The sequence below is a fragment of the Armatimonas sp. genome (genome assembly GCF_043757465.1).
Lineage (GTDB): Bacteria > Armatimonadota > Armatimonadia > Armatimonadales > Armatimonadaceae > Armatimonas.
Map to the genome: position 1 here is coordinate 20,850 of NZ_JAYVPL010000145.1, position 26,379 is coordinate 47,228.

Genomic DNA, 26,379 nt, shown 5'->3' on the forward strand with positions numbered 1-26,379 from the left:
CAGCGTTACGAATTTTTAAATTCCGCATGGAGCTGTGAGGGGGAGCGGTAAAATAGGCGCATGGCCTACAATCGTTTTACCCTCCCCGAGGTCGAGGCACAGTTCGGACTGACTATTGAGCGTGACACGTCGCTGTTTCCCGTGCCGCCGCTTGCTGTGCCCAGCGACTTTCTCAAGATGACCCTAGAGCGCTATCTGCCCCTTGCACTGGACATGCAGACAGAAAAAGCACGCTCAGAGTTTATTATCGCCCCGATTCTGATGGAGGTCGTCGAGCAGAAGCACCGACAGGTCTCGCTCCACTCCGGCGTGGACTTTACTGTGGATCGCAAGCTGGGACTTGCAGGCTTCTGCGACTATCTTTTCTCCCGCTCCCCGGAACGCACGGAAGTCGTCGCGCCGGTACTTGCCGTGGTCGAGGCAAAGCGTGAGGATATTCCCAGCGGCATCGGGCAGTGCCTAGCGGAGCTGGTTGCGGCGCAGCGCTTCAATGAGAAACAGGGCAAGCCCTTGCGCTTTCTTTACGGCTGTGTCACCACCGGCGACCGCTGGCGCTTTCTACGGCTGGACGGCAAAATCGCCACGGTGGATGTGAACGAGTACCCCGTCGAGGCACTGGAGAAAGTGCTGGGCATACTTCTGGAGCTGGTATCGTGAAGCCACTGGTGCATGCGCGGTCATCGGCGCGTAGGTTTGGGATCTTTCTAATTGAGGAGCTTTTCGGGCAGACACTGAACAACATGGGGGAGAGACTAGGCAACGTGCAGATAAACGCGATTGAGCCACCATCGTGGTGGCGGCAGACGGCGCAAAAGTCGGCGCGGCTTTTGGTGCGTGGTGAAGGGCTGATGGGAGCGAAGGTCACGCTGGAAGGCGGCGGGGTGCGCCTCGGGAAACCAAGTGTAAGTGCCGACGGGCGCTCGCTCTTTGTGGATGTGGCGCTGGCCAAAGACGCGCCGCTCGGGGTGCGGACACTGACGGTGCGCACGAGTGTGGGGGAGGCAAAGGCGAGCTTCACCATTCTCGATAAGGCTGCGCCGCGCCTGGGACGGGTCACCGCCGACGATGTGATCTACCTGATCATGCCCGACCGGTTCTGCGACGGCGACCCGACCAACAACGACCCGGAGAAGTCCAAGGGCATCTACAACCCCAAGCGCCCACGCCACTACCACGGCGGCGACCTGGCCGGGATTCGCAAGAAGCTCCCGTATCTCAAAGACCTAGGCGTCACGACTCTCTGGCTGACCCCGCTCTATGATAACGCGGATTTCCAGCACCCGACCCTCGCTTGGGCTGGCGAGCCCTCCATTGACTACCACGGCTACGGCGCGGTGGATTTCTATGCGCTCGAAGAGCACTTCGCCGACCCAAAAGAACTGCACGCGCTCATCGCCGAGGCGCACCGGCTGGGGCTGAAGGTGATGCAAGACCAGGTTGTCAACCACTGCGGGCCGTTCCATCCGTGGGTGATGCATCCGCCCACGCCCACCTGGTTCCATGGCACGCCGGAGAAGCACCTCGACTGCGACTGGAACGTGGTCAATCTCCTCAGCCCCCACGCCACCTATGCCTCAAAACGCGGCACGCTGGAGGGTTGGTTTGCGGGTATTCTCCCCGACCTCAACCAGGAAGACCCGGAGTGCCGCCGCTATCTGATCCAGAACGCGCTCTGGTGGGTGGGAGTCTACGGCTTCGATGCGATTCGCCAGGACACCGTGCCCTACGTGGCCCGAGACTTCTGGCGCGACTGGCACGCCGCACTGCGCCGCGAGTTTCCCGAGCTCACCACGCTCGGCGAGGTCAACCTGCCCAACGCCGCTGTCAATGCCTTCTACCAGCGCGGCAAGCGCGGCTTTGACGGCATAGACGCGGGCTTTGATTTGCTCTACGACTTCCCGCTGGAAGGTGGCATGATCGCCGCCTTTGCACATGGTGAGCCGCTCCAAAAAAGCGGATTCGCGCTTGGTGCAAGTGATGTTGCCGGGGCACTTGCCCACGATAGCCTCTACCTCAGCCCCGATGCGCTGGTGACGTTTCTTGGCCTCCACGACACGGCACGCTTTCTAGGCCGCAAGGGCGCGACGCTCGCCGGGCTGAAGCTCGGCGCGACTTTTCTTTTTACGTCACGTGGCATCCCGCTCTGGTACTACGGCGATGAAGTCGCTCTCTCGGGCGGCGACGATCCCGATAACCGGCGGCACTTCCCTGGCGGCTTTCCCGGTGATAAGCTCAATAAGTTCACGCCCGAGGGACGCACCGAGGGGGAAGAGGCGCTCTTCCAGCACGTCAAAAAACTCACCCGCCTACGCGCCACGCACCCCGTCCTGCGCCATGGCACCACGCGCGTCCTGCACGCCCAAGGCCAACACTACGCCTACGCCCGCGTCCTCGGGGAGCAGCTCGTCCTCGTCGCGCTCAACAACGACTCGGAGAAACCCGCCGCGCTTACCCTCGACCTCTCGGAGCTTAAGATCCCCGCCAATACACGTCTCACCGATGCCCTACTAAGCGCCCGTGTCAGCGTCACCGGCCCGACACTCACCCTCACTCTCGCGCCTCGCTCCGCCCAGGTACTCGTGCGATAAAGAAACAATAAAGAAAGCCCCGCCGAGAGTCCCGGCGGGGTGGTGTGTATGTGATCTTGATATTCTCTCAAACGGCGTAGGAGATGGCGCTGACCGGGAGGTCATCGGGCGGCTCTTCCGCACGGCGGAAGCGGCGTTGCCACTCCACAATCTCATCGAAGGCTTTTAGAGCGGCATCCACGATCTTGGGATCGAAGGCTTTACCGGATTCTTCCTTGAGTTTTTTCTTAGCCTCCTCATTGTTGAGGGAGCGTTTTTTATGGTTGTAGCTTGTCCACTGGTCGAAGGCATCTGCCAGGGCGACAATACGTCCGTAGAGCGGGATCTCCTCCCCTTCCAGTGCCTGCGGGTAGCCCTTGCCATCCCAGCGCTCATGGTGTGAGAGAGCAATCAGCTCGGCGGAGCGCAGTAGCTCCGAGGGCGATCCCGAGAGGAGGCGGGCACCCAAGATGGCGTGCTGTCGGTAGACCGACTCCTCGTACTCGTCGCGCTCTCCTTTTTTATTGACGATGCTATCCTCAATGGCGAGCAGGCCAATATCGTGCACTTGGCTGGCGTAGAGCAACATCTCCGCCGCGTCTTCGTCGAGGCCCATTGCCTTGGCGATCACGGTGCTGTACTGGCCCACGGCGCGGATGTGCGCAGCGGCCGTGGGGCCTTCGCGGAACTCGGCGGTGTAGGCCATGCGCTGCATCGCATCGAGTGCGGAGCGCCGTGCATTCTCCTGGGATTGCTTGACTTCCTCCATTGCTTGGCGCAGATCGGCTGTCCGGCTACGGATTGCTTCTTCCAGGCTACGCTGGTGCTTCTTCAGATCATCTTGTGCCCGTTTCATCTTCAGAAGCGAGGCAATACGTACCTGAATCTCTGTGCGATCTACGGGCTTGCAGATCCAGTCGTTGGCTCCTGCCTCCACGGCGCGAAGGCGATCCTCTTTGCCTGAGAGGGCGGTTACCATGACTATCGGGATGTCGTTGAAGCGGGATTCCTCACGGATTCGTGTGCAGACCTCGACCCCATCCATACTGGGCATCATGTAGTCTAGCAGGATCATGTCGTAGCTATTGTCTAGCTTCTCCAGAGCCTCAGGGCCACTGCTGACAAGCTCGGAGTCGTAGCCCAGAGTGCGTAGCATCGCTGAGAGCATCTCACGATTGATCTCGTCGTCGTCCACCACCAGTAGCCGCGCCGCGCTGGCGGCTGCCGTAGAGAAGCTAAGCCCGCGTTTACGTCGCTTTTCAGGCGGAGACGCGCTTGGCTTCTCTACCAGTGGAGGCACACTCAGAGCGCGTGGGGGGGCCTGAACCAGTTCTAGAGTGGGAGCAGGGGCCGACTCCTCTGCGTCTAGCAAGATCGGCGAGAGGGGCTGACTCTCTTCACTAACCAGCTCCAGCACCACCGGGGTGTCCTGGGGCAGTGTCAGAAAGAACTCCTCACGCTCCGCCTCTAGCAACAGAGGCGCACCGTCCTCAGCCGCCAGTAAGAGCGCCGGTGCTTCCGTGACTTCCGCTATAACTTCTGTCCGTAGCGGGGGCTCTTCCAGCAGGGCAGGCGCATCACTGAGCGACTCGGCGAACTCTCGCACCAGGTGCGGGAAAGTGCGGGTATTGATGGGCTTGGTGATATAGCCGATGCAGCCTACCGCCAGCGCTCGCTCCTCATCGCCTTTCATCGCATGTGCGGTGAGGGCGACAATCGCAATATGTCTTGTCTTCGGGTTTTGTTTCAGGATGCTGGTGGCTTCCAAACCGTCCATTCCGGGCAATTGAATGTCCATCAGGATCAGGTCAGGCAGTCCCGCATCCGCGAGCCGAATACCTTCCTCAGCGTTCATAGCGGTTTCAAAGGTAAAACCCGCTACTTCCAGGAGGTCCGTTACTAGCTCCATGTTCACTGGATTGTCTTCAACAACCAGTATCTTTTTTTCAGCCACGATCTTTCTCCGTCTCGTCTCGTCGGGCCAGAGTTTGGCAGGGATTACGCAGCCGCACGTTCACTCCGACCACGGCGTGTGGGAGCAGTGACGGCAGGGCTCTTTCGGGCATCGGCGAGAGTTCCTAGGAGTGCTCCGGCTTCGATGGGTTTGACTACAAGCTCTGAGGCCCCTAGCTGAACGGCGCGGCTACGCTCTTTCGTAACCGAGACCACGACCACGGGGATGTCCTTGATGTTGGGATCTCCTTTGAGCAGGCTGAGAATCTCCCAGCCATCTTCGCCTGTCAGCTCGACTTCCAAAGTGATCACGGCAGGTTTGAGCTCCTGGGCAAGCAGGAGGGCATCTTTCCCGCTGCTGGCACGGGCCACATCGTAGCCGCCTTCTTGCAGGTGATGGGTAAGGAGCTCTGCCGCTGCGGCATCGCTGTCCACCACGAGCGCCATGGGCTTAGGAACACTGGGGGCAGTGCTGGCTCGCTCTGGCTTGGGGCCACGGCCCGGAGCGGCATCTTCGGGGCCAAAGGGGACGGTGAAGCTGAAGGTGCTTCCCTGATCCTCGCCTGCCGAGCTTACCCAGATCCTGCCTCCGTGCATCTCAATAAACTTTCGTACCAGTGCCAGGCCAAGGCCCGTGCCCTGTTGCTGGCGTGAGTAGGAGTTATCCACTTGCTCGAACTCTCGGAAAATACGATCCTGATCCTCTTTTTTGATCCCTATTCCGGTATCTTTGATGTCTACTTGAAGCAGACTACCATTGCCCGCTGTTGCCAGTGTCACGGTCACTTTTCCGTTTTCCGGAGTGAATTTGATGGCGTTAGAGATTAGGTTGTAGAGGACTTGTTTGAACTTAGCCTGGTCTGCGATAAGCGGAGGTAGGGTTGTTCCTCCCTCAATATCCAGGGTGATATTCTTCTTCTGGAGCAGTGCCTTCACTAGATTGTCCACGGTGCGTACTGCGGTGAGCGGCGAGAACGCGGCGTAGTCGAGCTGAACACGACCCGCTTCGATCTTGGACAGATCGAGAATATCGTTGATGAGCTGTAGCAAGTGGCGGCCCGACGAGAGAATATTGCCGACATAGCGCTCCTGTTTGGGAGTCAGCTCACCGAATGTTCGGTCGTGCAGGATCTCTGAGAACCCAATAATGGCGTTGAGCGGCGTGCGTAGCTCATGGCTCATGTTGGCCAGAAACTGACTCTTGGCACGGTTGGCTTCCTCAGCGGCCTCTTTATCGCGACGCATCGCCTCGGCTTGGCGGCGCTCGGAGACATCGCTGGTGATGAGGACGCAGCGCTTCTCGCCGCTGGCATCGTCTTTCCAACTGGCCAGCACTACCTCGATGGGGAACGCGCTGCCGTCTTTGCGGACGCCGTAGATATCCAGAGTGCGTGGCTTATTGGCATCCTCTAGGAGATCCACTGCCTTCTTGAAGCTCTCCCGGCTATCGTGAGCGACTAACAGATCCGCTTCGAGCCCCTGGGCTTCTGCTTGGCCGTAGCCATAGATTGCCTCGGCAGAGCGGTTCCAGGTGATAATTTTCCCGTTCTCATTGATGACACAGACTGCATCGTGTGAGGATTCGACCAGAGCGTTCAGGAAGATATCGGAGCCCGCGAGTGGGCTGGCAGCGGGACTGCCCTTACCCGCTTCGGCAGCCGCGAGGGCCTCTTTGGTCTGATTGAGCTCAAGAGCCACTTTTTCCGACATCTGGCTCAGTTTGTTTAGCCGCTGGTCGGCCTTTTCTTCGGCGTGGCGCTGCTGAGCCTCCGCATCCGCTGCTCTGGCTTCCATGTCCTTGAGCTGGCTGCGTGTGGCCTCTAGCTGTTCCTTAAGCTGGCTGACTTCCTCACTGGCAGCACCACTGGCCTGAGCGGTCTCTAGTGCGGAAGCAAGGGAAGCCTTCTCAGCCTCCCAGAGCGTTTTTTGCTCCTGAAGAGTCTTGGATCCGCTCTCAAGCGTTCCTATTCGGGAAACTTGACCGGCCAGATCCTGAGTCAGGGTCTCCGCGCGCTGGTCCGCTTCCTTGAGGCGACGGGTGGTTTCCTCAAGCTCCTGACGGAAGCTTGTCTCCCTTGTGGCGAACTGCTGCTCTAGCTCGCGTAACTTCGCTTCGCTCTCGCTCTCGCGGGAGGATTTCCGGGAGGAATTTCGCGCCGCATCGGTCATTAGCTGTTTCCCTTTCAGGAAACTCATCAGGCCACTTACACCGAACACGACTCCGGTACCCAGACCGATGATTCCGAACAACGAATCAGCCATTCGTGACACACACCTTTCGCACAATTTGGTTCGTTAGAGAGAATTTCATTTTAAATGACGAGCTCCGCCTCAAGTTGGCTGAGCTTCTGGCGTGCCTCAGAGAGGCTTGCCTGTTGTCGTTGCATATTCAAATAGATCATTAAGCCCTGTGACCCACCAATACAGCGTAGGAGTTGGCAGCGCTGCCCTAGTGTGATCACAATATCTTCGATGGTTTCTTTGCTATCCAGAGAGGAGAGAACCCGGAACTTGGCCTTCATTAAGTCCGTATTGGCAGCGGCTTCAATATCTAGGTTCGGGGTATCGCCCGCGATTCCCAGCATCTTGCCGTTCTTGAGATCCACCATCACCGCACCGGTTATTCCCTGGAGTTGCATCACTTCTTCAAGGCAGGTTCTGACATTTGCCATTGCACCATCCTTTAACAAGAGTATGGTCGGAGAGAAATGCGATGGAGTTTAGGGCATTTTAGGGAAATGCTATAATGTATTTATGTTGCCACCGCTGACTGACCCTGCCAATCCACCCCTGCTTGAAATACGAGGGGCAGAGGAAGCGCTTCGGCTGGCGGTTTTAGGGTATAAAGTTCTCTGGTTAGAGGCAACACCCGAGGCTGTCCACACGGCACGTCGGCTTCTGATGGCCCAGCCATTTATCGTGCAAAATCGCATTGAGGGGATTGTGCTAAAACCGGAATGAAGAATGTTGTCTTTGTTTTTTCAGATCAGTGGCGCTGGTGCGACCACGGCTACACGGGCAATAAAGAAGTCGCTACCCCGCACTTAGACACGCTGGCCAAGGAGAGTGTCCACTTTACGCATGCCATCGCGACCATGCCGGTCTGCTCCCCGTGGCGAGCGAGCTTTCTGACGGGGCAGTATCCGCTCACGCATGGGCTTTTCCTCAACGATCTGCGCCTCAACCACAAAGCCGTCTCGCTCGCTGACGCCTTCGGGCAAGCGGGCTATAGCACGGCGTGGATCGGGAAGTGGCATGTAGATGGCACGGGCCGTGATCAGCGCATTCCTCCAGAGCGTCGTCAGGGCTTCGACCACTGGCGGGTTTTAGAGTGCACGCACAACTACTTAAACTCCCAGTACTTTGCGGGCGACGATACCCAGAAACGCGCCTGGCCCGGCTACGATGCCTACGCCCAGACGGACGAGGCGATTTCCTATATCCAGGGCCGCGCCAAGGACAAGCCATTTTTGCTCTGCCTCTCGTTTGGCCCGCCCCACGATCCGTATCGAATGTGCCCTGAGGATCTACTGGAGCACTACGATGGCAAGGCACTCACGTTCCGACCCAATGTGCCCGAGGCAAGCCGCGCTGCGGCAAAGAGCACCTATGCGGGCTACTACGCCCATATTGATGCGCTGGATCAGTGCGTTGGAAAGCTGATCGCCGCGCTGAAAGCCAGTGGGCAGCTTGAGAACACGGTCTTTGTCTACACATCGGATCACGGTGATATGCTGCACTCGCACGGGATGCTCAAGAAACAAAAGCCTTGGGATGAGTCCATCCGCGTGCCCTTGCTCATCCGGCTCCCGGGGGGTAAAGCACGAACCATTACCGGCCCTATCGGCACGCCGGATCTGATGCCAACGCTACTGGGTCTTTGTGGTCTGCCGGTTCCCAGCACTGTGGAGGGACGAAACTTAGCATCCGTGGTGCAGGGTAAGAGAAAATGGGACGACGACGCGGCGCTGATTCTCTGCCCCGCGCCCTTTGGTGAATGGACGCGAGAGCGCGGAGGACGCGCGTACCGAGGCATCCGCACACGGCGCTACACCTACGTCCGTGACAGTAACGGCCCCTGGCTGCTTTTTGACAACCAGGAAGATCCGTACCAGCAAACCAACCGGGCCAATGACCCCGCCTTCAAATCCCTCCAAGTGGATCTCGAAAAGAAGCTCACTGCCCGCCTCAAAGCCACCGGCGACACCTTCCAATCCTCTGCCGAACTCATCCGCCGCTGCGGCTACAAAACCGACGCCAGCGGCACGGTGGACTACGCTAAGCCTGCTAACTGGGGGCAGGAAACGGTCTCAGTCCGCGCGTAGTCGCCTGTGTCGCCTATCCGGTGGCGATTACGCTCTCAACCACGGAAATACCGCGCCAGAGAACGTCCTTGGGTGTGTTGAGCGGGGGGATCAAGCGGATCACGGCGCAGTCGGCTTTGGCGTCGCCTAGCTTAGCACCACACGTCAGCACGAGCAGGTTTTGTTCACGGCAGGCATCTTTAAGCGTCTCAAGCCGAGCGTAATCGGGAGCGCCGTCTGGGGTGCGAAACTCAATGCCCAGCATGAAGCCATTGCCGCGCACGTCTACGACCCCGTGGCTACCGATGAGCTTACCTAGCCGTGTTTTAACTTCCTCGCCGAGCCGGGCAGTGCGCTCAACGAGCTTCTCTTGCTCCATCAGGCGCACTGCGGCGAGCCCCGCGGCGCAGGCAACGGGGTTGCCGCCAAATGTGGTGCCGTGCTCACCGGGTGTCCAGCGGGCTAGTAGATCCGCGCGGGCTGCGATTCCCGCCAGTGGCATTCCGCCGCCCACCGCTTTTCCAAAGACAACGATGTCGGGGACGATCCCAAGGTGCTCAAAGGCAAACCAGCGGCCTGTGCGCCCCATCCCCGCCTGGATTTCATCGGCGATGAGTAGCGCACCGTTCTTATCGCAGAGCTCCCGCAGGCGCTTGCCGGACTCGGGAGTTCTTGGCACATAGCCGCCCTCGCCCTGTTGTGCCTCGAAGAACACGGCAGCGATGTCGTCGCCATGCTCCGCAAAGAGTTTTTCCAGCCCGACATTACAACAGCTTGGGGAGTCCATTTTGCACCCGGCGCAGCGCGGTGCAGGGGCGTGGAAAATATGCTGGCGGAGCGGCGCAAGAAACGGCTCTAAGCTCTGCCAGTGCAGCGTTTTAGAGCGGGAGAGGGCGGAGCAGAGCATGGTCCGTCCGTGAAACGCACCGACAAACGCGACGAGTTTTTTCTTGCCTGTCACTTTCAGCGCCAGCTTCGCCGCGCCGTCATTGCTCTCGGAGCCGGAGTTCATAAACACAAACGCCGCGTTGGGCACTCCAGCGGCGGCTAATTTCCCGCGCAGAAAGTCCGCCAGCTCTAGCTGTGGGGCGTGGCGCATGGTGTCCGACGTGTGCAGAACTTCAGTGGCTTGCTTCTGAATCGCCGCCACGATGCTCGGGTGGCAGTGTCCGCAGGCATGGACGGCAATCCCGCCCGTGAAGTCCACAAACTCCCGCCCCGAGAGAGTCGTGACGCTGCTTCCCTCGGTCTGACCGGCGACTTCGTCGGTCTCAAACCCGAGGACATCGGCCAGAAGCCCGGCCTGATTTAACTCTAAGATGTGTTGTTTAGTCATGGTTTCTTTACACGTCGATCTGTGCTCGCACCAGCTCGCTGCCTTCGGCGTAGTTGATGTAGGCGGCTTTCCACTCGGTGCACCAGTCCATCGCCATCCAGCCCGCCTCGCGGTGGCCGTTGCCGGTGTTCTTCACGCCGCCAAACGGGAGCTGGATCTCCGCGCCGCTGGTAGGCAAATTAATGTAGACAATCCCCGACTCCAACTCGTCTAGCGCCCGCATGCCGCGCCGCAGATTGGCGGTGTAGAGCGAGAGCGAGAGGCCGTAGTCGGTGCCATTGGCGATAGCAATGGCCTCGTCGAGGCCGTCTACAGTAATAATCCCAGTGACGGGGCCAAATATCTCCTCCTGAGCAATGCGCATGCCTGGTGTCATGCTGTCAAAGATCGTTGGGGCGTAGAAGCAGCCTTTGTCCAGTGGCGCGTCGGTGAGCGGCGTACCGCCCGTGAGCAGTGTTGCGCCTTCGTTCTGGCCGATGGCGATGTAGCTGTGAATGCGCTCTAGCTGCGTGCGATTCACGACCGGGCCGATCTGCGCGGTTGGGTCTGCACCCGGAGCCATGCGGAGTTTGAGTGTCTCTGCTACTAATCTTTCGGCAAAGTGCGCTTTGATGCGCTTGTCCACAATTAATCTACTTGCGGCGGTGCAGCGCTGGCCCGCCGTGCCAAAAGCGCTCCAGAGGCAGCCCTTGACCGCCAGCTCGATATCGGCGTCGTCGAGCACCACAATCGCGTTCTTGCCGCCCAGCTCGCAGCTCACGCGCTTCATGAGCTGGCCGCAACGCCCCGCTATGTGCTTGCCGACACTTGTTGAGCCTGTAAAAGAAATGGTCGAGACGCCCTCGGCTTCCACTAAGGCCGCGCCCGCCTCCTCGCCGTAGCCGGTGACTAAGTTTACGATGCCTGTGGGAACTCCGGCATCCGCGAGGAGCTGGATGAGCAGGACCGCCATGCCGGGTGTGTCCTCGGCGGGCTTCCAGACTACAGTATTGCCTGCCAGAAGCGCGGGGAACATCTTCCAGGTAGGCACGGCAATCGGGAAGTTCCACGGGGTGATGAGGCCCACAACGCCTACGGGAACTCTGCGCGCGGAGCAGTAGATATCCGGGCGCTCCGACGGAACCACACTGCCACTAGGGAGCCGCCCGAACGCTGCCATGTAGTGCGCCATGTCAATGGCCTCTTGTACATCGCCGCGCGCCTCGACCAGCACCTTGCCCATCTCGTTGACCATTGCCTGAGAGAATGCCTCTTTTCGTTCTTCGAGGAGTCGCCCGATTTTTGTCAGCAGCGCCCCTCGCGCTGGAGCCGGAGTTTTTCGCCACGCGGGATACGCCGCCTTTGCCGCCGCCACGGCAAGCGCGACATCGCGCTGGTCGGAGCGGGCATAGAGTCCGAGAGTCTGGCTGGTGTTGGCAGGATTCGTGGACGCGAACACTGCGCCGCCTACTGCTGCCACCCACTCGCCGTTGATGAAGTTGGTTGTACCGTCGGTCATGCCGAGATTGTACCTACCCCCTAGCCCCCGTCGAACGGGGGAACATGAAGAAAAATTATTTTTCTACATATCCCCCGACGGGCGGGGGCTAGGGGGCTTCTATTTCAGTGGTGCGCGGGTGAACGTGGCATCGCCCATCGGAGTCTTGACAAGCATACCCGTGACTTTGCCCTCTTTGTTGCGCTGGATGGTGACCGTGAAGCCCTCTGGGAGCCCCTCACCTGTGAGCTCATCTTTGGCGGAGAGCTTGGCACTACTGATAGGTGTCTGGCCTTCGGGCTCGACGACCAGTTTGCCGTCTTTCACACGCACCGTCACGACGGGCAGGCCTGCCACGTCGCTCGTGTAGATTCCTTCCAGAGCCTTGAGGCGTACGATGGGATCGGCGGCATCACTTTTCGTGGGCTCGTCGGCCTTCTTCTCAGCGACGGGAGGCTTGGGGAAGGTCTTACGCTTGAAAGAGAGCTTACCCACAGGAGTGTCGGCGATGAGGTGGGTGATCTTGCCGTCTTTGTCGCGCTGGAACTTGGACGTAATTCCTTCGGGAGCTTTGGTCGTGACAACGTCATCGTCCTTGCCTAAAGTGAAGTCTATCTCCGGCTGGCCTTCGACAATGATAACGAGCTTACCTTCCTTGACAACCACTTCTAGCTCACTGACCGGACTGGCAGAGTCTTCTGCTTCGTACTTGCCCAAAACATCGGGGAGTCCGGACTTAGGAGTCTCGGCACCAGGGGGCTTGGGGAAGGTCTTGCGGGTGAAGTTGAGCTTGCCCTGCGCCGTCTCAATCACACTGCCGACTACTTTACCGTCTTTGTCACGGGTCAGCTTCATCGAGGTCACATCAGGAATCTCTGGCGTGGTGGTCATCGTATCATCTTTGCCGAGCTTCACTTCCCGATCGGGCTGACCCTCGGTCTTGAGGAGCAGCTTGCCCTTCTCAAAGACCATCTCACCCTTGATCCGCATGCCGTCAATCTCATCGGACTCGTAGACGCCCAGCACATCGGGCACGTCGGCTTGCTTCACTTCCACTTTAGGAGCGGGCTTGGTTTCTTTCGTCTCCGCGACACGCTTAAGCTCGCCGCCGCCCATGGGAGTCTCGACTTTTAGCCCTGTAATCTTTTTGTCTTTGTCACGCACCAAGGTGAAGTTAAACCCCTCGGGAAGCCCTTCAGCAATCAGTTGGTCTTTGTCATTGAGTGTGATATTAAGCTCCGGGTAGCCCTCTGCAGCCATGATGAGCTGAGCGCCCTTGGCCTTAACGACGATGGTGGGGACGCCTGGGGCCTCGGCCTTGTAGGTTCCCAGAGCAGCGCTCTGCTTGGCGCTGAGCTCCTGAAGAAAGGAAATAGAAACGGCGGGACGGGTTTCCCGTGCCATCGTCAGGGGGGCAAAGGCAGTCAGGAGTCCTGCTGCCAGTAAAAGACGCTTCATTGTTCGTTTGCTCCTAAAAGCCTGTGTGCATCCGCACGCAGGCCAGTCTGCTCAAATGATACCAGAAACACTGCAGCAGTTACATATTGAACCTGGACATCTCACAGCTGTATGCGTCTAAGCAACTCCGCTGCTACTTGGCTACGTGCTTCCATACCTTTGAGCGTGGCTTGGGTAAGCTCGGGAGCCCAGTTTAGTGCGATTAAATAGACAGTGGATGCTTGCTCTGTCTGCCCTGTCTGTTCGTAGAGAAAGCCGTAGTTGCAGAGCATGGTGACATAGTGCCGCCGGGTGTAGTCACCGTCTACCTCGGTGGCTATGGGAGCTCGGGGGAGCTCGGGGAGCTCAATCGTGTCCCAGATCGCCTTCTCCTCTGCGAGAACTTTTGTGAGGGTGAGAGTTGTTGTCTTGGGGACGAGCGAGAGGATCACGCCACGGGGAACCGGCAGATAGTTGGCACGTAGCCACTCAAGCGCTGGTGATTCCCCGAGCTGTGCTAAGTTCTGTGCAGATGTCCCAAAGTAGGTCGAGGCCAGCGGGCGTTTTTCGAGGTGGGTCATGTTGCTCTGGGAGAGCTGCTCGGTGTCGAGCACGGTCACATCAGGGCGAAATTTGAGCAGGTTGTGCGTATAGCGCAAGGAGTAGGTGTCTTCATCACCCTGGCAGAGCAGAACGGAGCTCGGGGCGCAGGCACTGAGTTTCTGCTGGGCGAGCTGTCGAATCCCGGTGACAGTGTGCAGGTTGCAGGCAGGGAAGTTGAGTGCTAGCCCGAGCATTGGGAGGACAAAGCAGGCGGCCAAACGCACCGCCAAGAAGCGCTCACGGCTCACCAGCGCCTGCTCCACTTGACCGAGCACAACCCCCACGAGCACCACTCCGAGTGCAAGCACGACAAGGTAGTAGGGAGCAATGTCCTCGATGGTGTAGCAGAAGCAGTAGAGTGTTATCGCAAGCGCCATCAACTGTAACCCGCAAAGCACGCCGGGGCTGCGTCGTCCAAGCGCGAGTCCTCCCAAACTGGCAAGCACGCTGAGCGGCCCGAATCCGTTTTCGGCAAGAATAGCTGTTAGTAGTTTCAGAGGACGCTGGAGAGTGTCAAGGCTACGGGGCATCGCAAAGTAAAAACGATAGCTACTGCCCGTCACGTGTGCCCAAAAAACATCTGGATCTGCCAGTCTGCACCAGAGCACGCCATAAAACGGCAGCCCACTCACGGCCAGAAGCGCAATGCCAATGAGCAAGCGACGCGCCAGCCCTGCCACACGCCAGAGGCGCACGCCGCAGAGAACCAGCAGGCCGGGAACCAATAAGACAATCGTGAGGTGGTGGGCCAGCCCTAGCCCAACCGCAGTGCAGGCAAGATAGAGCGCTATTTCCTCCCCCGTGGCTCGATACCGGAGGCACTGCCAGGTGGCTAGGAGCGCCAGAAGAACATGGAAGCTGTAGACCTCCACTCGGTTGCATTGGCTCCAAAAAGTGAGACTGACTCCGAAAAACGCCGCCGCCCCGAGTGAGGCGAGTGGCGGCGTGCCTAGCTCCCGGCTCACACGGTAGAGCAGTGCCACCGCGACAGCCCCCGCAAGCGCCACAAAAATACCGATTCTGAGTGCAGGCTCACCAAAAGGCACCAGCGTGAGAAAGAGCTTTCCCATAAGAGTGAAGAGAGGATAGCCTGGTGGGTGAATCACGCCACTTGACCAGATCGCCGTGATAATCTCCCCCGAGTCGCCGCGAAAAACCGTCGGGCAGAGCGTGGCGCTATAGAGTACAAAGAACACCAGCCCAAGGGTGGCGGCATTGCGACTATCGGGCGTGAATTTCTGAAGCATCCTGGTAAGAATATTGGGTGATTTGTCTTTTATCTTGAGGTGGCGGTACAGTGGGCGCATGAAACCTGAAACTCTCCCTCTCTGGCCGGGCAAGCTTCCCGGTGCGGCTCCACTCGTCACTGGCCCCGAGGCCGATAAGTCTAAGCCCGGCGAGGGCATGACCGGCGGCAAGACCGTGATTCGTCTCGGCAATGTCAGCCAGCCCGAACTGCATGTCTTTCTGCCATCCGCAAGCAAGCGTACCAAAACGGGCATCGTGATCTGCCCTGGCGGCGGCTACAATATTCTGGCCTGGGATTTGGAGGGAACCGAGATCGCACAGTGGCTCAACAAGCTAGGCATCGCGGCGTTTGTCCTAAAATACCGAGTGCCGACGGGGTCACTCAAGCCCAACTGGGAAGGACCGACGATGGATGCGCAGCGCGCTCTGCGTCTGGTGCGAGCTAGTGCGAGCAAGTGGGGAGTCGCGCCCGATAAGCTCGGTATTTTAGGCTTCTCCGCCGGCGGCAAGACAGCGGGTATGGCGGCGCTCCAAAATGGCAAATCGCTCTACGACGACCAAGACGACGCCGACAAGCTTTCCTGTCGCCCGGATTTTGCGGTGCTGGTCTACCCCGCCTATTTTTGCGACAATAATCTTCAGCTCCAGCCGGAGTATGCGGCGATGGTCAGCAAAGAACTTCCGCCGTTCTTCTTCGCCCACGCCGCCGACGATGGCGTGACGTGCCAGAGTAGCGTCCAGCTTTTTACGGCGCTACGGAAAGTCAGTGTCCCGGCGGAGCTGCATATTTGGGAGGCGGGCGGCCACGGCTACGGCATGCGCCCCGTAAAAAACAAGCCGATTCCCACGGCGTGGCCCAAGCGCTGCGAGGAGTGGCTCAAGGCGCGGGGGCTGGTGTAGCACGGAGCCGAATTGAGCCGCCCATAGAACATGGGCGTCAGGAGGCGTTCCGCCACAAAATCGCTCCGCGATTGGGAAATTTGCGAGGTTTGAGATGGAAGATGAGCTACAACGGCTGCGTGGGGTATGGGCTAAAGGGACGAAATGTCGCCGCGTTGCCTGAACCTTTGGGTTGCCTGAACCTTTGGGTTGGATCGAGTCGGGTGGTTACGAAATTCCTCTGGCCCAGCTTAAGAAACTCCACTTGTATGGCGCTGATGGCAAGGTTCCCGTGGAGTTTCCCGAAGGCGCCACGTGGCGGGTGCTCTACCTACGCCCTGAGTATTCTCGCGAAGAACAAACCACTCCCTAATCGCGGAGCGATTTTTTGGCGGAACGCCCCTAGACGCTGTCTTTAGCCAGCGGTCACGGCTTCAGCGAGCGCATCAGGCGATCCTGCACCATCGCCATGGTGACATCACCACGGGTGCGTTCGACCACGGCGCGGAGAGCATCGCAGGTGCGGCGCAGGCCACTGGTGACGGCATCCGGGAAGTCAACCGTGGCGAGGGCGGAGAGAATCTCGTCCATGGCGGTGAGCATACTCTCGGCGCGGGCGTGCTCCCCTTTGCGCAGAGCATCGAGCGCGTGGCGACGGCCCTCGGAGGCGGCTTCGGCTAGGCCATTGAGGTAGGCGGCGGCTTCAATTCCGAGCGACTCGGGCGTGGGCAAGTCCGTACCCTCGATCAGCGCGAGCAGACACGCGGCCTCGGCCAGCTCTTTATGGGCGTCTTGCACATAACCCGCGTAGAGCAGTGCCGGGTAGTCGGTAAGCGCAGCGGCCACCTGCGCCGCCTCGGCTTGTGCTCCTGTAACAGCAAGACGTGCTTCGCTCAGCTCACCTCGGTGCATCGCACGGATCGCATTAGCACAGGTTCGGGTGAGCGCACGGCCATGAGCGAGTGCTTTCTCCCGCGACTGGTAGGTTTCCCCAAGCTCGTCACGCGTGGCGGAGACAATCGTGTTCAGATTCTGCATATTTTTTCCTACCGCCGCCAGAGAACCTGAGGCGGTGCCATACTATCGAGAAACATCTGCCGTGGCACGCTGATCTCTGTTCCATCGTCCTGACTGACGTTAGCGAGGATGTTGTCGGGCTCCGCACCCACAGGTCGCCAGCCCGCTTTCTGGAGGGCAAGGTTCTGTGGGGCTGTCTTGGGCAGACAGACCCAGTGGGCCGGATGCGCCGGATTGCCAATGAGCTTCTCTAGCTCGCCTGTCGTAACACCGACTGCCATCCGTCGCCCTGAATCAAAGTAGCGGAGCGGTGCGAACGCGTAATTATCTAGCCCGAGATAGTAGACCGCATCGCGCGGGGGAACCTGCTTTTCAATCCAGGCCCAGCGCAAGTCCCGGTCTGTATTGGTTAGGGGCAGTAACCAGAATGCCTTTGCATCCTTGGCGAGGAGTATCAACAGAATTGCGCCATACGCTACCCACATCACCTGAGAAAAACGTCGTTTCAGAATCTGCTGTGCCCCCTCAACAAGATAGAGATAGAACCAAGGGAAGAAGCCCGAAAAATACTGGAATCCAAAGAAAAACGCCAGCATCATCAGGGTATGTAAGACCAGATAAAGATCCGTGAAGCGCCGTGCTCGGAGCGAGCGCATCCAGCCTATCAAGACGAACGCAGCGATAATCCACTCACACAGCTTCGCCACCCAGACCAGCCCGAGTGTTTTTAAGAACGGCCAGGGCTGCCCACCACTGGCCCGCGACCAGGGAAAGAGACTGTAGCCGACCTCGGCGGGGAATTGCTGCGCTTCAGAGAGCATGTGCTGCGCGAGTGCTATCGGCCCCGGGATTTTTACTGTCGCCCCTGCGACGGAGCGCCCTGCCAGCTCCGCCTCGTACTCGGGGCTAACCCAGTGGCCGCTGATGGCGTAGCTGCGCCAGAGCCAGGGAAACGCGAGGATTCCGAAGATCAGCGCCGTGACCACAGCGAGCCGTCGCTGTCGGGCCACGAAGAACAAGTAGAGGATGCTGCCAATCCCGAAAACAATCCCGATACGATGGCAGTAGAAGTACGCCGCCAGCAAGATCCCTAACCCTAGTCCTAGCCATTTGTGGGGTGTGTGCTGCTGCACTCTCTCTAGTAGGGTAAGGGTGCCAACCATGAGAAGCACCATCACTCCGACATTTCCCTCGAAGTTTAGCACGCGCAGAGTAATTGGGTTTAGCCCTGCGAGTATCAGAATGAGCAGTGCACATCGATGACTTGTACGTACGAGGAGCAAGCGGTAGACCAGCGGTAGACTTCCGATATAGGCTAGCATCGAGAAAATGCGGAGGGGACGTAAGAAATCCCCCGCGAATCCTATAAACGGAGCCAGCAGCAGCGAGTGCATCGGGGGGTACTTGGTCAAGAACGGCATGTCGGGATGCGAGATATCCGAGTAGCCCTGCCCCGCCGCGAGGCTCCACGCTCCGATCACTTTATAAAAGTCATCGCTGCGCTGGAGGGGCATACGAAGAGAGAAGAGCAAGCCTAATAGGATGAGAAGGCAGACACCCAGTAAGCCTAGCTTCGCGGAGCGCAGCCAGCTCGGTTGGGGGAGAGAGAAGGCGGCTCTTTCGTACTTCGCGCGTAGTGCGGCTCGCTCTGTGTCGTCCATAATATCTCTGGCGATTGTACCACTGGTGGGGTACTATCAAGGCGCAAACCTGCTGGGGGAGCCCGAATAAACCGGGCTGAGAGGGCACTGAGCCGACCCCAAGAACCTGATCCGGTTAGCACCGGCGTAGGGAAGCGGGAACCCGGTGGCTGTCTTCAGGACTCCGTGCCGCGTTTCGCCTCTTTCCGACGCTGGGGAGTGAAACTATGAAACGCGCTTTTACGCTTATTGAGCTCCTCGTCGTCATCGCAATCATCGCAATTCTTGCAGCGATTCTCTTTCCCGTCTTTGCCCAGGCACGGGAGAAAGCACGACAAGCCTCGTGCCTCTCCAACGCCCGGCAGATCGGGCTGGGCGTCCGTATGTATGTCCAGGACTACGACGAGACTTTTCCGATCTGGCATGCCTACTCCAAAAAAACGGCGGCGATTCACTATGGCATTGAGATAGATCTTCAGCCGTACTTGAAAAATTTTCAGATATTTAAGTGCCCTAATGACTCTGGGGGGCCGTTCCAGCGGACGGATGTGCCAGGGACTGCCTCCTACTTTGCCGCCTATGGCTCGTCGTATTACTTCGAGCGGCGCTGCTTCTCGGTGGTCAATGGCTTCTCAATCTCCAATAATGTGCCCACCACTCGGGCTACCAGCATCGTGAGTGATCCGAGCTACGAGCGCCCGGCGGAGAGTGTTTTAATGCGCGATGAGATGTTCCCCTGGTTCAATCCCGCAGTGGACACGCCGGGCTACTGGGGCTACCAGGGGTTTTATCAAGCCTGGCACGCGCAGGGTGGTAGCGCGATCTTTGCCGATGGCCACGCGAAGTTTCTGGTAGGCGCGGGGCAGATGCGTACGCTCTTCAAAGACCCTGCGGCGACGGTAAACTACTAGGCATGCACGTCGTTTTGTGCGCCAACGCGCCGTTTTCCAGAGAGGCCATAGCGCTTCTTCGGGAGGCGGCGCAGACGGCAGAGCTTTTGGTTGCTGTAGATGGCGGCGCACGGACTTTGATGCGTTACGACCTGACCCCGCAGCTCGTCACCGGTGATGGCGACTCGCTCACAATAGAGGAGCAAGAAGCACTCGCTGTGGCAGGCGCAGAGCTTGTTCCCACACCCGATCAAGACTTTACGGACTTAGATAAAGCTCTCGCCTATGTGATTGAGGCGAGAGGTGCGACTCGGATCACCGTCTTTGGCGCGACAGGTGGGCGGCTGGATCACACCTACTCCGTGTTCTCGGTGCTGATAAAGCACGGACGGAGCGCCCCAATAGAGCTGGTGGATGAGACCGCCACCTACGAGCTTGTGGTGGGCGAGTGGCAGAAGTCGGGAGAAAACCTAGTAGGTCGGACGCTCTCGCTACTCGCATTTGGTCGAGTGGAAGGCATTACGATGATCGGTGTCCGGTGGCCGCTCACCGATGCCTGGCTTGCTCCTGGCCTGCGCGATGGCACTCTCAATGAAATTAACGAAGACAAAGTGAGGGTGCAGGTCAGCTCGGGCGATTTGATTGTGATGCTACACCATCTTTAGCGCTGGATTGTTGCCATTCGATAGAGCACTTAACCCTGTCTGAACGAAAGAGGAATGTCTATGTTTGGCCCGATTATCGAAGGCGAGCGCGTCCGTTTAGTGCCGATTACAGCGGAGATGGCTCCGCTCTTTTGCGCCTGGCTCGCTGATACCGACGTGACCCGTTATTTAGGTTTGATCTACCCGCCGACCCTGGAGTTTGAGAAAGAGTGGGTGGAGAAAATCGGGCGCAACGACACGGATTTGGTGTGGGCTGTGCAGCTCAGAGAGAGCGAGAAAGTGATTGGCACCACGGGAATCCACGCGATCAACTGGCAGAACCGTAGCGCCATTACCGGGAATTTGATCGGCGCGAAAGACGAGTGGGGTAAGGGCTACGGCAGCGAGGTGGTGGCGCTGCGAACGGCGTTCGCTTTCGGGACACTGGGGCTGGAAAAACTCAAGACCCATGTCTTTGGTGCCAATATCGCCAGCCGCCGCGCCCTGGAGAAAGCAGGCTACCAGACTGTCGGAATTGCCCGTCACGACCTCTGGCGCTTCGGGCAGTGGCACGATGCCTGGCTCGGAGAAGTGCTGCGGGACGATTGGCTCGCGAGGCAGTAAAATGAGCCCATGACTGACCTGCGCCGCCCACCGCTCCTCGCCGCTCTCGCCGGGCTGCTGGCACTATTTCTCTGGGTGACCTGGCGGCAACCGCCCCGGCTTCTGGGAGATGGCTACGAGTACTATCTCATGCTGAGATCCCTCGCTGCGCACGGTACCCCGGAGGCGAAGCCCGAGGATATTGCGGCCACGGCAGCGCTACTCAGGCCGCTGGGATTTGAGCTGCCCAATCCCCCTCCGGGCTTCTTCCCGAGCACGCGAGAGGGGCTCTACGGCTACCACTTCTGGTTTTACTCACTTTTAGGAGTTCCCCTGCGCTGGCTGGGGCTGGGTTTTAGTGCGTTCTATGGCTTGAACATCGGGCTTGTCTTGGTGACCAGCGCCCTAGTGCTGAGGTGCAGAGCCATTGCCGCGCCGCGCCGGGTCGCTCTGCTGTTGCTCTCGCTGGTTAGCCCGGTGCTCTGGTACATCAAGTGGCCTCACCCCGAGGTCTTTACCTGGTGCTGTGTCTTGCTAGCACTGGTAGGCTGGGAGGCAAAGCGCCCTGTGTGGGCGACTCTGGCGGCATCATTGGGAGCGCTCCAGAACCCGCCTGTGCTCTTTTTGTCTCTATTGATCTTTGTGGTGGCGCTTCGAGAAAAAGAAAACCGTAGTGGGAAGCGCTTGCTCGGGTTGATAGTGGCACTTGGTGTGGCATTTGTGCCGATGGCTTTCTTTTTTATTCACTTTCAGGCCCTGAGCATGATCGCCAAAGTCGGAGGGAGCAATCCGGGGTGGATAACCCTGGAGCGTGTGGCTAGTCTTTTTGGCGATCTGAACCAGGGTCTGTTTTTCTACGTGCCTCTGCTCTTGTGTTTAGGGCTGGCCGGGATCCTCAAAGCGACACGGCAGAGGCGCTATAAACCACTCCTGCTAGGGGCCACGCTTCTGCTTTTTGCAATAGCGGCAGCTACCACAAACAACTGGAACTCTTGTTGTAGCGGGGTGATGCGCTATGGGGTATGGATGCTGCCCGTTCTTGCTTGGCTGGCTTTGGAGAGTAAGCCGAGTCGCTGGATGCTGACGACGGCGATCTGTCTTCAGGCTCTGATTGTTCTTTACGACGACCCAATGCGTAGCGAGCGCTCGCCAGGTAATGTTTTTACCTACACCGAGCACCTTCGCCTGGCACGGATGGTTCTGAACCGAGCGCCTTGGCTCTACAACCCCGAGCCGGAGATATTTGTCGAGCGCACGCTCGGCTCCGAGCCGACTCCGCCCTGGAAGCTCCCCGTGGCCTACCACGCCGGGGAGCGCATCAGCAAGATTCTGGTAGACGATGCGAGCTTCTCTCACCTGCCCGAAAAATTTATTCCGGAGCCGCTCTGGTGGGCGCAAGTCCAGAGAGAGTGCGCTGGAAAGCGAGGTTTTTTCTATCTGAACCCGCCGCCCGGTGCTGTGAAAGACAGAGAGATTAAAAAGCCATGACCGAGTCCGAAGCCGCCAACTACTGTGTCTGGCTTTTAGGGCAGCAGCCGCGCAGTGAAAAAGAGATCGGTGATAGGCTGACCAAAAAAGGAGCGGATGAGGAGACAATTCTTGCCGCTCTGGAGAAGCTGCGCGGCTGGGGGTACCTCGATGACACCGCGATGGCGGAGCGCTGGGTAGCCTCACGCGGCAAGACACGGGGAAAGTATCTCCTGCGCCAGGAGCTCAATCGCAAGGGTCTGGACTCTACTGAGGCACTCGAAGGGCGCAGCGACGACGACGAGAAAGGTGCGTGCCTGTCGGCGGCGATCAAGCGCGTGGGCGAGCCGCCCAAAGACCGAAGCCGGGAAGCGCAGGCGAAGCTGTCCTCGTTCTTACAGAGGCGCGGCTTTGGCTGGGATGCGATTCGCCCTGTTCTACGCCAGCTCTATCAGGGCATTGTCGAAGACGATCTGGACGGTGCCGAGTGATCCGAATCGTGCATTTATTGCGTCCCGCGCAGGGGGGAATGCTCCAGCAAGTCCGCTCGCTCCTCACCGACCCTGAGACCGAAACATTTCTTGCTGCCCCTCCCCGTGAGCTCGTCGCACTGGCTGGTGACTTTCCCTTGCCTGAGGGTGATGGCCTTAAAGCCCAGCTTCTCGGGGGCTGGTCGGCGGGGCGCTGGGCACGCTCGGTGGGGGCACAGGTGCTTCACGGGCACGGTCTCAAGCGCCTGCCGCTCTATATTCTCGCCGCCAAAATTGCTCGGTTGCCGCTCGTGGTCACGCTCCACAATCTTGTGCCTAAGACCCCGGCGACAGTTTTATTGCGCCAGGCACGCGCCGTGATTGCCGTCTCCGATGCCGTGGCTCGCACCGCGCCGGTTCACTGCCAGGTGATTCACAACGGCATTGATCTTGAGAAATTTGTGAGTTTGCCCACGAAATCCGAGGCGCGGGCGCTTCTGGGCTGGCCGCAGGAGAAAAAAATTATTTTATCTATTGCGCGGCTCTCCCAAGAAAAAGGGCTAGATGTACTGGTGACGGCGGTGAAAGAGCTGGATAGTGCGCTCTATCTGGCGGGCGACGGCCCGGAGCGCGTGAGTCTAGTCGGCGCCACACTGCTTGGTCATCGGGATGATGTCGGCTTGCTCTTGGCCGCTGCTGATATCTACTGCCAGCCCTCGCGCTCTGAAGGGCTGGGTTTGGCAGTGCTCGAAGCCATGGCCGCAGGCAAGCCGATTGTCGCTTCCGATGTCGGAGGCATCCCGGAGCTACTCCCCGATGCCGCCATCGGGCTCACCGTTCCTCCCGCCGATCCCGAGGCGCTTCGTGTCGCGATTCAGCTCTTGCTAGACGATCCACAGCGCTGTGCGGCGATGGGGGAATGTGCCCGTCAGCGTGTTTCTGAGCGTTTTACAGAGGCCGTGATGCGTGCCGAGACACGGAAAATCTATGTCAGGGTGCTACGGTGAAAAAAAATATTCCCTGGCTCATGCTGGCGATCACGCTCGCGGTCGCCGCGATACGCGCCCAACCACCACAGACACAGCCACTTCCTGAAAATATCTTGGTGGTGCGCTCTGACTCTCTCCAAGGGCTTGTCGGCGCACGGGCGCTTTTCCCCTTGCGTGGCGGCATCAAAGGGGAGACGTGGGCCATTGAGGATGTCTTGGCAACCGGAAGTCGGAGTCCGGTTGGGGAACGTGCGCCTCGCATCCAAATTGCCCAAACCGATCCGACTCTGAAAACAAACTCTCCGACTCTTGTACTGAGCTGGCATGAGGGAGAGCGTTTCGGGACGGCCTGTCTGACACAAACCACGGGGCTTCTGACCTCGCCCTCCACCCGATTCACGCCGGGATTAGTGGCTGCGACGGATATCGCTGCCACCATGGAAGGAAGGGCTTTTAGCGCAGGTCGTCCGGCAGTTCTGGTACCGGGAAATTTTACTCAACTTGAAGTGCACCGGGCGATTTGGGAGAGAAAATCGGAGCTTTTGCGCTTTCTTGTGCTCGCGCCTTGGCTCTTTTCACTGGCACTGCTTTTTGCCGCATGGCGCGGAAAGTCGCTCGGGAATCCACATGTTTTTGGAGGGATGGCGCTGGTGTTTTGGGCCGATCTTTTGCTGGGAAGCCCGCTACTGGAGCGCCTGCCGTTTTCCTACTCCGTTACAGAGGCAGCGCGTTTCTACGGAATCGGTAACGATGCGGCAGGATTTTTAATTGGGTGCGCTCTTGCGGCGGGCTTTGAGGCTCCCGCACTCCTGGCGGTTGCCCTTGCCATCGGTGTGCCGAGCTTGGGGGCGAATAATGGCTGTTTTCTTGCTGCACTTGTCGGGATTGCGGCACAGGCAGTGGGAAAGCTGCCCGTAAAAAAGCGGCTAATGGCGGCTTTTGTGGCGCTGCTGGGGATTAGCTTACTCTTTTTAGGGCTGGCACACTGGGATGCGAGCCGGGGAGTAGGAGTGCAAACGCACTTAGGTCAGGCGGTTTCCGGAGAACGCGTGGGGGTTATTATGCTCATCGGACGAAAGCTCGCGATGAATGGGCACTTGCTGGTGAGTAGCCCTTGGAGCCTTCTGTTGCTGACAAGTGGTATTTTATTGGCGCGACGGCGTGCAGGAGGGGATTTGATCGCGGGCGGTGCGGCACTTGCCCTTAATGACTCAGGGGTTCTGGCTGCCGCAACACTTCTTTTTCCCTTGGCTGCTCAGAAAGCACAAAGCCCCCCGCCTCAGAGCGAGGCGGAGGGCTAGAAAAAACGGGAGGACTACAGGCGCATGCCGAACATGATCTGCATGCCGCCAATGAATTTATTGTCGTACTTGCTAGGGTAGAGGTACTTGGCCTCGACGAAAGTGGACTCGGTGAGGTTCAGACCAAGGACAAACTGGGCCCCGATCAGGGTCTTGGTCGTCCCACTGGTGGTGTCGGTTCCACCTAGGTTAAGCCGAGCCGAGTAGATTCCCAGGCCATAGCCGTAGTAATAGTCATAGTTGGATGTCCGCTTATTATCGTGGGTGAGCTGGCTTAGGGTGATTGGGATAATGCGCAGATTATCACGCTCGATATAGCCGATACTCAGGACGCTGTTCTCGTTGCGTTCTGGAATGTACTGAACGACGGTATCCGCTTCCAGGTTGAGAATCTGTGTTCCCCCACCCCTGCGCGCCTGACTGCTCCCCGGGCTGAAAAAGCCGAGCTTGACTGACGACGAGTTCACATCATATTTGTTCTTTGTCTGCGCCTGAGCGCTTCCACTAAGGGTCAACAGCGACAGGCTACAGACCGCCGCCACACGGAGAAGGTTCTTCAACACAAGCCTCCCAAACCATTTGGTTAGTTAAGTTTTATTTTTATTTAGTTTCGCCGACCGATAAACAAGGCGATTCCATTGGGCGACGCGCCATTGACGCTGCCGCTGACATGGTGGTACTGGGCCTCAACGAACAGTCCTCCGGTAAGCCGAAGACCCGCCCCAATATAGCCCCCGAAGCGAGCTTTGAACCCAGAGCCCGCCGCGTCCACAAAGTAGGCACCGAATCCCTCAGAGGTGAAGAATCCGGTCATGCCTGTTGAACTCGATCCTCTCGAGGTTCCCGCACTGACCTTGGTGACCAGTAGGGGAGCGATACGGAACGACTTACCTGCCGTACCACCCTGGAAGTAGCCCACGGTAAGGGTTCGCGCTTCGTCGGAGCGCGAGCTACTCAGATCCACCATACCACCAGGAACCTGAGTCCCTGAGAGGTTGCGTGTGGTGACACCGCTAGGACGCAGAACCCCTAAGCGGATGCGTAGGGGGATGGTCTCTGGGCTGATCGCCGACTTGGGATTGAGCTGTGCGCGAGCAGACGAGGTCAGTACCGCTGCCGGGATTAAAGCCAGAGTTACCATTCGTACGAGGTTTTGCATTGTATGCATTATAAGGGTCTCCTCTCCACGCGTCAAGCTTAGTTGCACAAGAGTGCCCTGACATGCTACAATCGGCGGCGATGGCAAGGGTAAAGCGGCGCTATACAACGGTAAGTGGAAACGAGGACTGGATCGTCTCCGTCTCCTATGACGACCATACACTGACGCGTGTGCATTGGTTTGAGGCGCAGGTCGGCGCTGTGCAGGAAGCAACCGGAAAAACATTTCCCTTTCCTAAAGAGCTTGCTACCTACCGCATCGGTGAGACTGAACACCCTTTTCGCGACTACATTCGCATGGACTGGGCGGGCGACACCGAGGCTGCTATCGCGCACATCCTCGATACGATCTACCGGCGGGTCTATGCCTACATCGAGCGCGGTCACTAAGATCTT

General features: G+C 58.7%; 24 protein-coding genes and 1 riboswitch. Of the genes, 13 read left to right on the top strand and 11 right to left on the bottom strand.

The features are described from left to right. Positions 1-60 precede the first annotated feature (60 nt). Positions 61-657: a hypothetical protein gene (locus tag ACH2ED_RS20015; RefSeq protein ID WP_395094495.1), complete on the top strand. Its 597-nt coding sequence runs from the start codon at positions 61-63 to the stop codon at positions 655-657. Continuing rightward, positions 654-2,588 carry an alpha-amylase family glycosyl hydrolase gene (locus tag ACH2ED_RS20020; protein WP_395094496.1) on the top strand — a complete coding sequence of 645 codons (1,935 nt, stop codon included), beginning with the start codon at positions 654-656 and terminating at the stop codon, positions 2,586-2,588. The genes ACH2ED_RS20015 and ACH2ED_RS20020 overlap by 4 nt, the downstream gene beginning before the upstream one ends. Positions 2,589-2,655: 67 nt before the next feature. Here ACH2ED_RS20020 and ACH2ED_RS20025 read toward each other — a convergent pair whose 3' ends face one another. From ACH2ED_RS20025 to ACH2ED_RS20035, 3 genes are all read right to left on the bottom strand, one after another. Continuing rightward, positions 2,656-4,521, bottom strand: a complete 1,866-nt coding sequence (locus ACH2ED_RS20025) for a response regulator (RefSeq protein WP_395094497.1) — start codon at positions 4,519-4,521, stop codon at positions 2,656-2,658. Between the two features lie 44 nt (positions 4,522-4,565). Next, positions 4,566-6,716 (bottom strand): ATP-binding protein, encoded by a 2,151-nt coding sequence (locus tag ACH2ED_RS20030; RefSeq protein ID WP_395094498.1) that lies wholly within the window; start codon positions 6,714-6,716, stop codon positions 4,566-4,568. 116 nt (positions 6,717-6,832) lie between these two features. Beyond that, on the bottom strand, positions 6,833-7,192 hold the full coding sequence (locus tag ACH2ED_RS20035) for a hypothetical protein (protein ID WP_395094499.1): 360 nt from the start codon (positions 7,190-7,192) through the stop codon (positions 6,833-6,835). An 82-nt stretch (positions 7,193-7,274) separates the two neighbouring features. On the opposite strand from ACH2ED_RS20035, the gene ACH2ED_RS20040 reads away from it, so the two are divergent. Beyond that, positions 7,275-7,481: a hypothetical protein gene (locus ACH2ED_RS20040; protein ID WP_395094500.1), complete on the top strand. Its 207-nt coding sequence runs from the start codon at positions 7,275-7,277 to the stop codon at positions 7,479-7,481. Next, entirely contained in the window at positions 7,478-8,845 is a 1,368-nt protein-coding gene (locus ACH2ED_RS20045; protein ID WP_395094501.1) for a sulfatase, read from the top strand. The genes ACH2ED_RS20040 and ACH2ED_RS20045 overlap by 4 nt, the downstream gene beginning before the upstream one ends. A 13-nt stretch (positions 8,846-8,858) precedes the next feature. Here ACH2ED_RS20045 and ACH2ED_RS20050 read toward each other — a convergent pair whose 3' ends face one another. From ACH2ED_RS20050 to ACH2ED_RS20065, 4 genes are all read right to left on the bottom strand, one after another. Next, the gene (locus tag ACH2ED_RS20050; protein ID WP_395094502.1) at positions 8,859-10,160 is read right to left on the bottom strand and encodes an aspartate aminotransferase family protein; all 1,302 of its coding nucleotides are present in this window, start codon (positions 10,158-10,160) and stop codon (positions 8,859-8,861) included. A 7-nt stretch (positions 10,161-10,167) separates the two neighbouring features. Next, positions 10,168-11,658, bottom strand: a complete 1,491-nt coding sequence (locus tag ACH2ED_RS20055; RefSeq protein WP_395094503.1) for an aldehyde dehydrogenase family protein — start codon at positions 11,656-11,658, stop codon at positions 10,168-10,170. Positions 11,659-11,757: 99 nt separating this feature from the next. Then, positions 11,758-13,095, bottom strand: a complete 1,338-nt coding sequence (locus ACH2ED_RS20060) for a hypothetical protein (protein ID WP_395094504.1) — start codon at positions 13,093-13,095, stop codon at positions 11,758-11,760. Positions 13,096-13,196: 101 nt separating this feature from the next. After that, positions 13,197-14,984, bottom strand: coding sequence for a protein O-mannosyl-transferase family (locus ACH2ED_RS20065; protein WP_395094505.1), 1,788 nt, complete (start codon positions 14,982-14,984; stop codon positions 13,197-13,199). Here ACH2ED_RS20065 and ACH2ED_RS20070 point away from each other — a divergent pair. Then, on the top strand, positions 14,983-15,825 hold the full coding sequence (locus ACH2ED_RS20070) for an alpha/beta hydrolase (RefSeq protein ID WP_395094506.1): 843 nt from the start codon (positions 14,983-14,985) through the stop codon (positions 15,823-15,825). The genes ACH2ED_RS20065 and ACH2ED_RS20070 overlap by 2 nt on opposite strands. Before the next feature lie 405 nt (positions 15,826-16,230). Here ACH2ED_RS20070 and ACH2ED_RS20075 read toward each other — a convergent pair whose 3' ends face one another. Both ACH2ED_RS20075 and ACH2ED_RS20080 read right to left on the bottom strand, forming a co-directional pair. Next, positions 16,231-16,842: a haloacid dehalogenase gene (locus ACH2ED_RS20075; RefSeq protein WP_395094507.1), complete on the bottom strand. Its 612-nt coding sequence runs from the start codon at positions 16,840-16,842 to the stop codon at positions 16,231-16,233. A gap of 8 nt (positions 16,843-16,850) precedes the next feature. Next, entirely contained in the window at positions 16,851-18,482 is a 1,632-nt protein-coding gene (locus ACH2ED_RS20080; protein WP_395094508.1) for a glycosyltransferase family 39 protein, read from the bottom strand. A gap of 44 nt (positions 18,483-18,526) precedes the next feature. After that, positions 18,527-18,632, top strand: a riboswitch (TPP riboswitch). A gap of 56 nt (positions 18,633-18,688) precedes the next feature. Between ACH2ED_RS20080 and ACH2ED_RS20085 the strand changes: the two genes are divergently transcribed. The 7 genes from ACH2ED_RS20085 to ACH2ED_RS20115 are packed head-to-tail and all read left to right on the top strand — an operon-like array spanning position 18,689 to position 24,825. Beyond that, positions 18,689-19,372: a DUF1559 domain-containing protein gene (locus ACH2ED_RS20085; RefSeq protein ID WP_395094509.1), complete on the top strand. Its 684-nt coding sequence runs from the start codon at positions 18,689-18,691 to the stop codon at positions 19,370-19,372. Positions 19,373-19,374: 2 nt separating this feature from the next. Next, positions 19,375-20,016: a thiamine diphosphokinase gene (locus ACH2ED_RS20090; RefSeq protein WP_395094510.1), complete on the top strand. Its 642-nt coding sequence runs from the start codon at positions 19,375-19,377 to the stop codon at positions 20,014-20,016. Between the two features lie 60 nt (positions 20,017-20,076). Further along, entirely contained in the window at positions 20,077-20,619 is a 543-nt protein-coding gene (locus ACH2ED_RS20095; RefSeq protein ID WP_395094511.1) for a GNAT family N-acetyltransferase, read from the top strand. Between the two features lie 9 nt (positions 20,620-20,628). Beyond that, complete coding sequence (locus ACH2ED_RS20100) at positions 20,629-22,086, top strand: hypothetical protein (RefSeq protein WP_395094512.1); 1,458 nt, start codon at positions 20,629-20,631, stop codon at positions 22,084-22,086. Continuing rightward, the gene (locus ACH2ED_RS20105) at positions 22,083-22,556 is read left to right on the top strand and encodes a regulatory protein RecX (protein WP_395094513.1); all 474 of its coding nucleotides are present in this window, start codon (positions 22,083-22,085) and stop codon (positions 22,554-22,556) included. Before ACH2ED_RS20100 ends, ACH2ED_RS20105 begins: the two co-directional genes overlap by 4 nt. Next, positions 22,553-23,542, top strand: coding sequence for a glycosyltransferase family 4 protein (locus ACH2ED_RS20110; RefSeq protein WP_395094514.1), 990 nt, complete (start codon positions 22,553-22,555; stop codon positions 23,540-23,542). The genes ACH2ED_RS20105 and ACH2ED_RS20110 overlap by 4 nt, the downstream gene beginning before the upstream one ends. After that, positions 23,539-24,825 (top strand): hypothetical protein, encoded by a 1,287-nt coding sequence (locus ACH2ED_RS20115; RefSeq protein WP_395094515.1) that lies wholly within the window; start codon positions 23,539-23,541, stop codon positions 24,823-24,825. The genes ACH2ED_RS20110 and ACH2ED_RS20115 overlap by 4 nt, the downstream gene beginning before the upstream one ends. Positions 24,826-24,839: 14 nt before the next feature. On the opposite strand, the gene ACH2ED_RS20120 is transcribed toward ACH2ED_RS20115, so the two are convergent. Both ACH2ED_RS20120 and ACH2ED_RS20125 read right to left on the bottom strand, forming a co-directional pair. Continuing rightward, positions 24,840-25,385, bottom strand: coding sequence for a hypothetical protein (locus ACH2ED_RS20120; protein WP_395094516.1), 546 nt, complete (start codon positions 25,383-25,385; stop codon positions 24,840-24,842). 44 nt (positions 25,386-25,429) lie between these two features. Further along, positions 25,430-25,984 carry a hypothetical protein gene (locus tag ACH2ED_RS20125; RefSeq protein ID WP_395094517.1) on the bottom strand — a complete coding sequence of 185 codons (555 nt, stop codon included), beginning with the start codon at positions 25,982-25,984 and terminating at the stop codon, positions 25,430-25,432. A gap of 80 nt (positions 25,985-26,064) precedes the next feature. Here ACH2ED_RS20125 and ACH2ED_RS20130 point away from each other — a divergent pair, with 80 nt between their 5' ends. Then, positions 26,065-26,373 (top strand): hypothetical protein, encoded by a 309-nt coding sequence (locus tag ACH2ED_RS20130; RefSeq protein WP_395094518.1) that lies wholly within the window; start codon positions 26,065-26,067, stop codon positions 26,371-26,373. Positions 26,374-26,379: the final 6 nt, after the last annotated feature.

Coding starts and splice junctions, on each gene's coding strand:
- ACH2ED_RS20015 (WP_395094495.1), top strand. CDS start 61: ATGGCCTACAATCGTTTTACCCTCCCCGAGGTCGAGGCACAGTTCGGA.
- ACH2ED_RS20030 (WP_395094498.1), bottom strand. CDS start 6,716: ATGAGTTTCCTGAAAGGGAAACAGCTAATGACCGATGCGGCGCGAAAT.
- ACH2ED_RS20035 (WP_395094499.1), bottom strand. CDS start 7,192: ATGGCAAATGTCAGAACCTGCCTTGAAGAAGTGATGCAACTCCAGGGA.
- ACH2ED_RS20040 (WP_395094500.1), top strand. CDS start 7,275: ATGTTGCCACCGCTGACTGACCCTGCCAATCCACCCCTGCTTGAAATA.
- ACH2ED_RS20045 (WP_395094501.1), top strand. CDS start 7,478: ATGAAGAATGTTGTCTTTGTTTTTTCAGATCAGTGGCGCTGGTGCGAC.
- ACH2ED_RS20050 (WP_395094502.1), bottom strand. CDS start 10,160: ATGACTAAACAACACATCTTAGAGTTAAATCAGGCCGGGCTTCTGGCC.
- ACH2ED_RS20055 (WP_395094503.1), bottom strand. CDS start 11,658: ATGACCGACGGTACAACCAACTTCATCAACGGCGAGTGGGTGGCAGCA.
- ACH2ED_RS20060 (WP_395094504.1), bottom strand. CDS start 13,095: ATGAAGCGTCTTTTACTGGCAGCAGGACTCCTGACTGCCTTTGCCCCC.
- ACH2ED_RS20070 (WP_395094506.1), top strand. CDS start 14,983: ATGAAACCTGAAACTCTCCCTCTCTGGCCGGGCAAGCTTCCCGGTGCG.
- ACH2ED_RS20065 (WP_395094505.1), bottom strand. CDS start 14,984: ATGCGCCCACTGTACCGCCACCTCAAGATAAAAGACAAATCACCCAAT.
- ACH2ED_RS20075 (WP_395094507.1), bottom strand. CDS start 16,842: ATGCAGAATCTGAACACGATTGTCTCCGCCACGCGTGACGAGCTTGGG.
- ACH2ED_RS20080 (WP_395094508.1), bottom strand. CDS start 18,482: ATGGACGACACAGAGCGAGCCGCACTACGCGCGAAGTACGAAAGAGCC.
- ACH2ED_RS20085 (WP_395094509.1), top strand. CDS start 18,689: ATGAAACGCGCTTTTACGCTTATTGAGCTCCTCGTCGTCATCGCAATC.
- ACH2ED_RS20090 (WP_395094510.1), top strand. CDS start 19,375: ATGCACGTCGTTTTGTGCGCCAACGCGCCGTTTTCCAGAGAGGCCATA.
- ACH2ED_RS20095 (WP_395094511.1), top strand. CDS start 20,077: ATGTTTGGCCCGATTATCGAAGGCGAGCGCGTCCGTTTAGTGCCGATT.
- ACH2ED_RS20100 (WP_395094512.1), top strand. CDS start 20,629: ATGACTGACCTGCGCCGCCCACCGCTCCTCGCCGCTCTCGCCGGGCTG.
- ACH2ED_RS20105 (WP_395094513.1), top strand. CDS start 22,083: ATGACCGAGTCCGAAGCCGCCAACTACTGTGTCTGGCTTTTAGGGCAG.
- ACH2ED_RS20125 (WP_395094517.1), bottom strand. CDS start 25,984: ATGCAAAACCTCGTACGAATGGTAACTCTGGCTTTAATCCCGGCAGCG.
- ACH2ED_RS20130 (WP_395094518.1), top strand. CDS start 26,065: ATGGCAAGGGTAAAGCGGCGCTATACAACGGTAAGTGGAAACGAGGAC.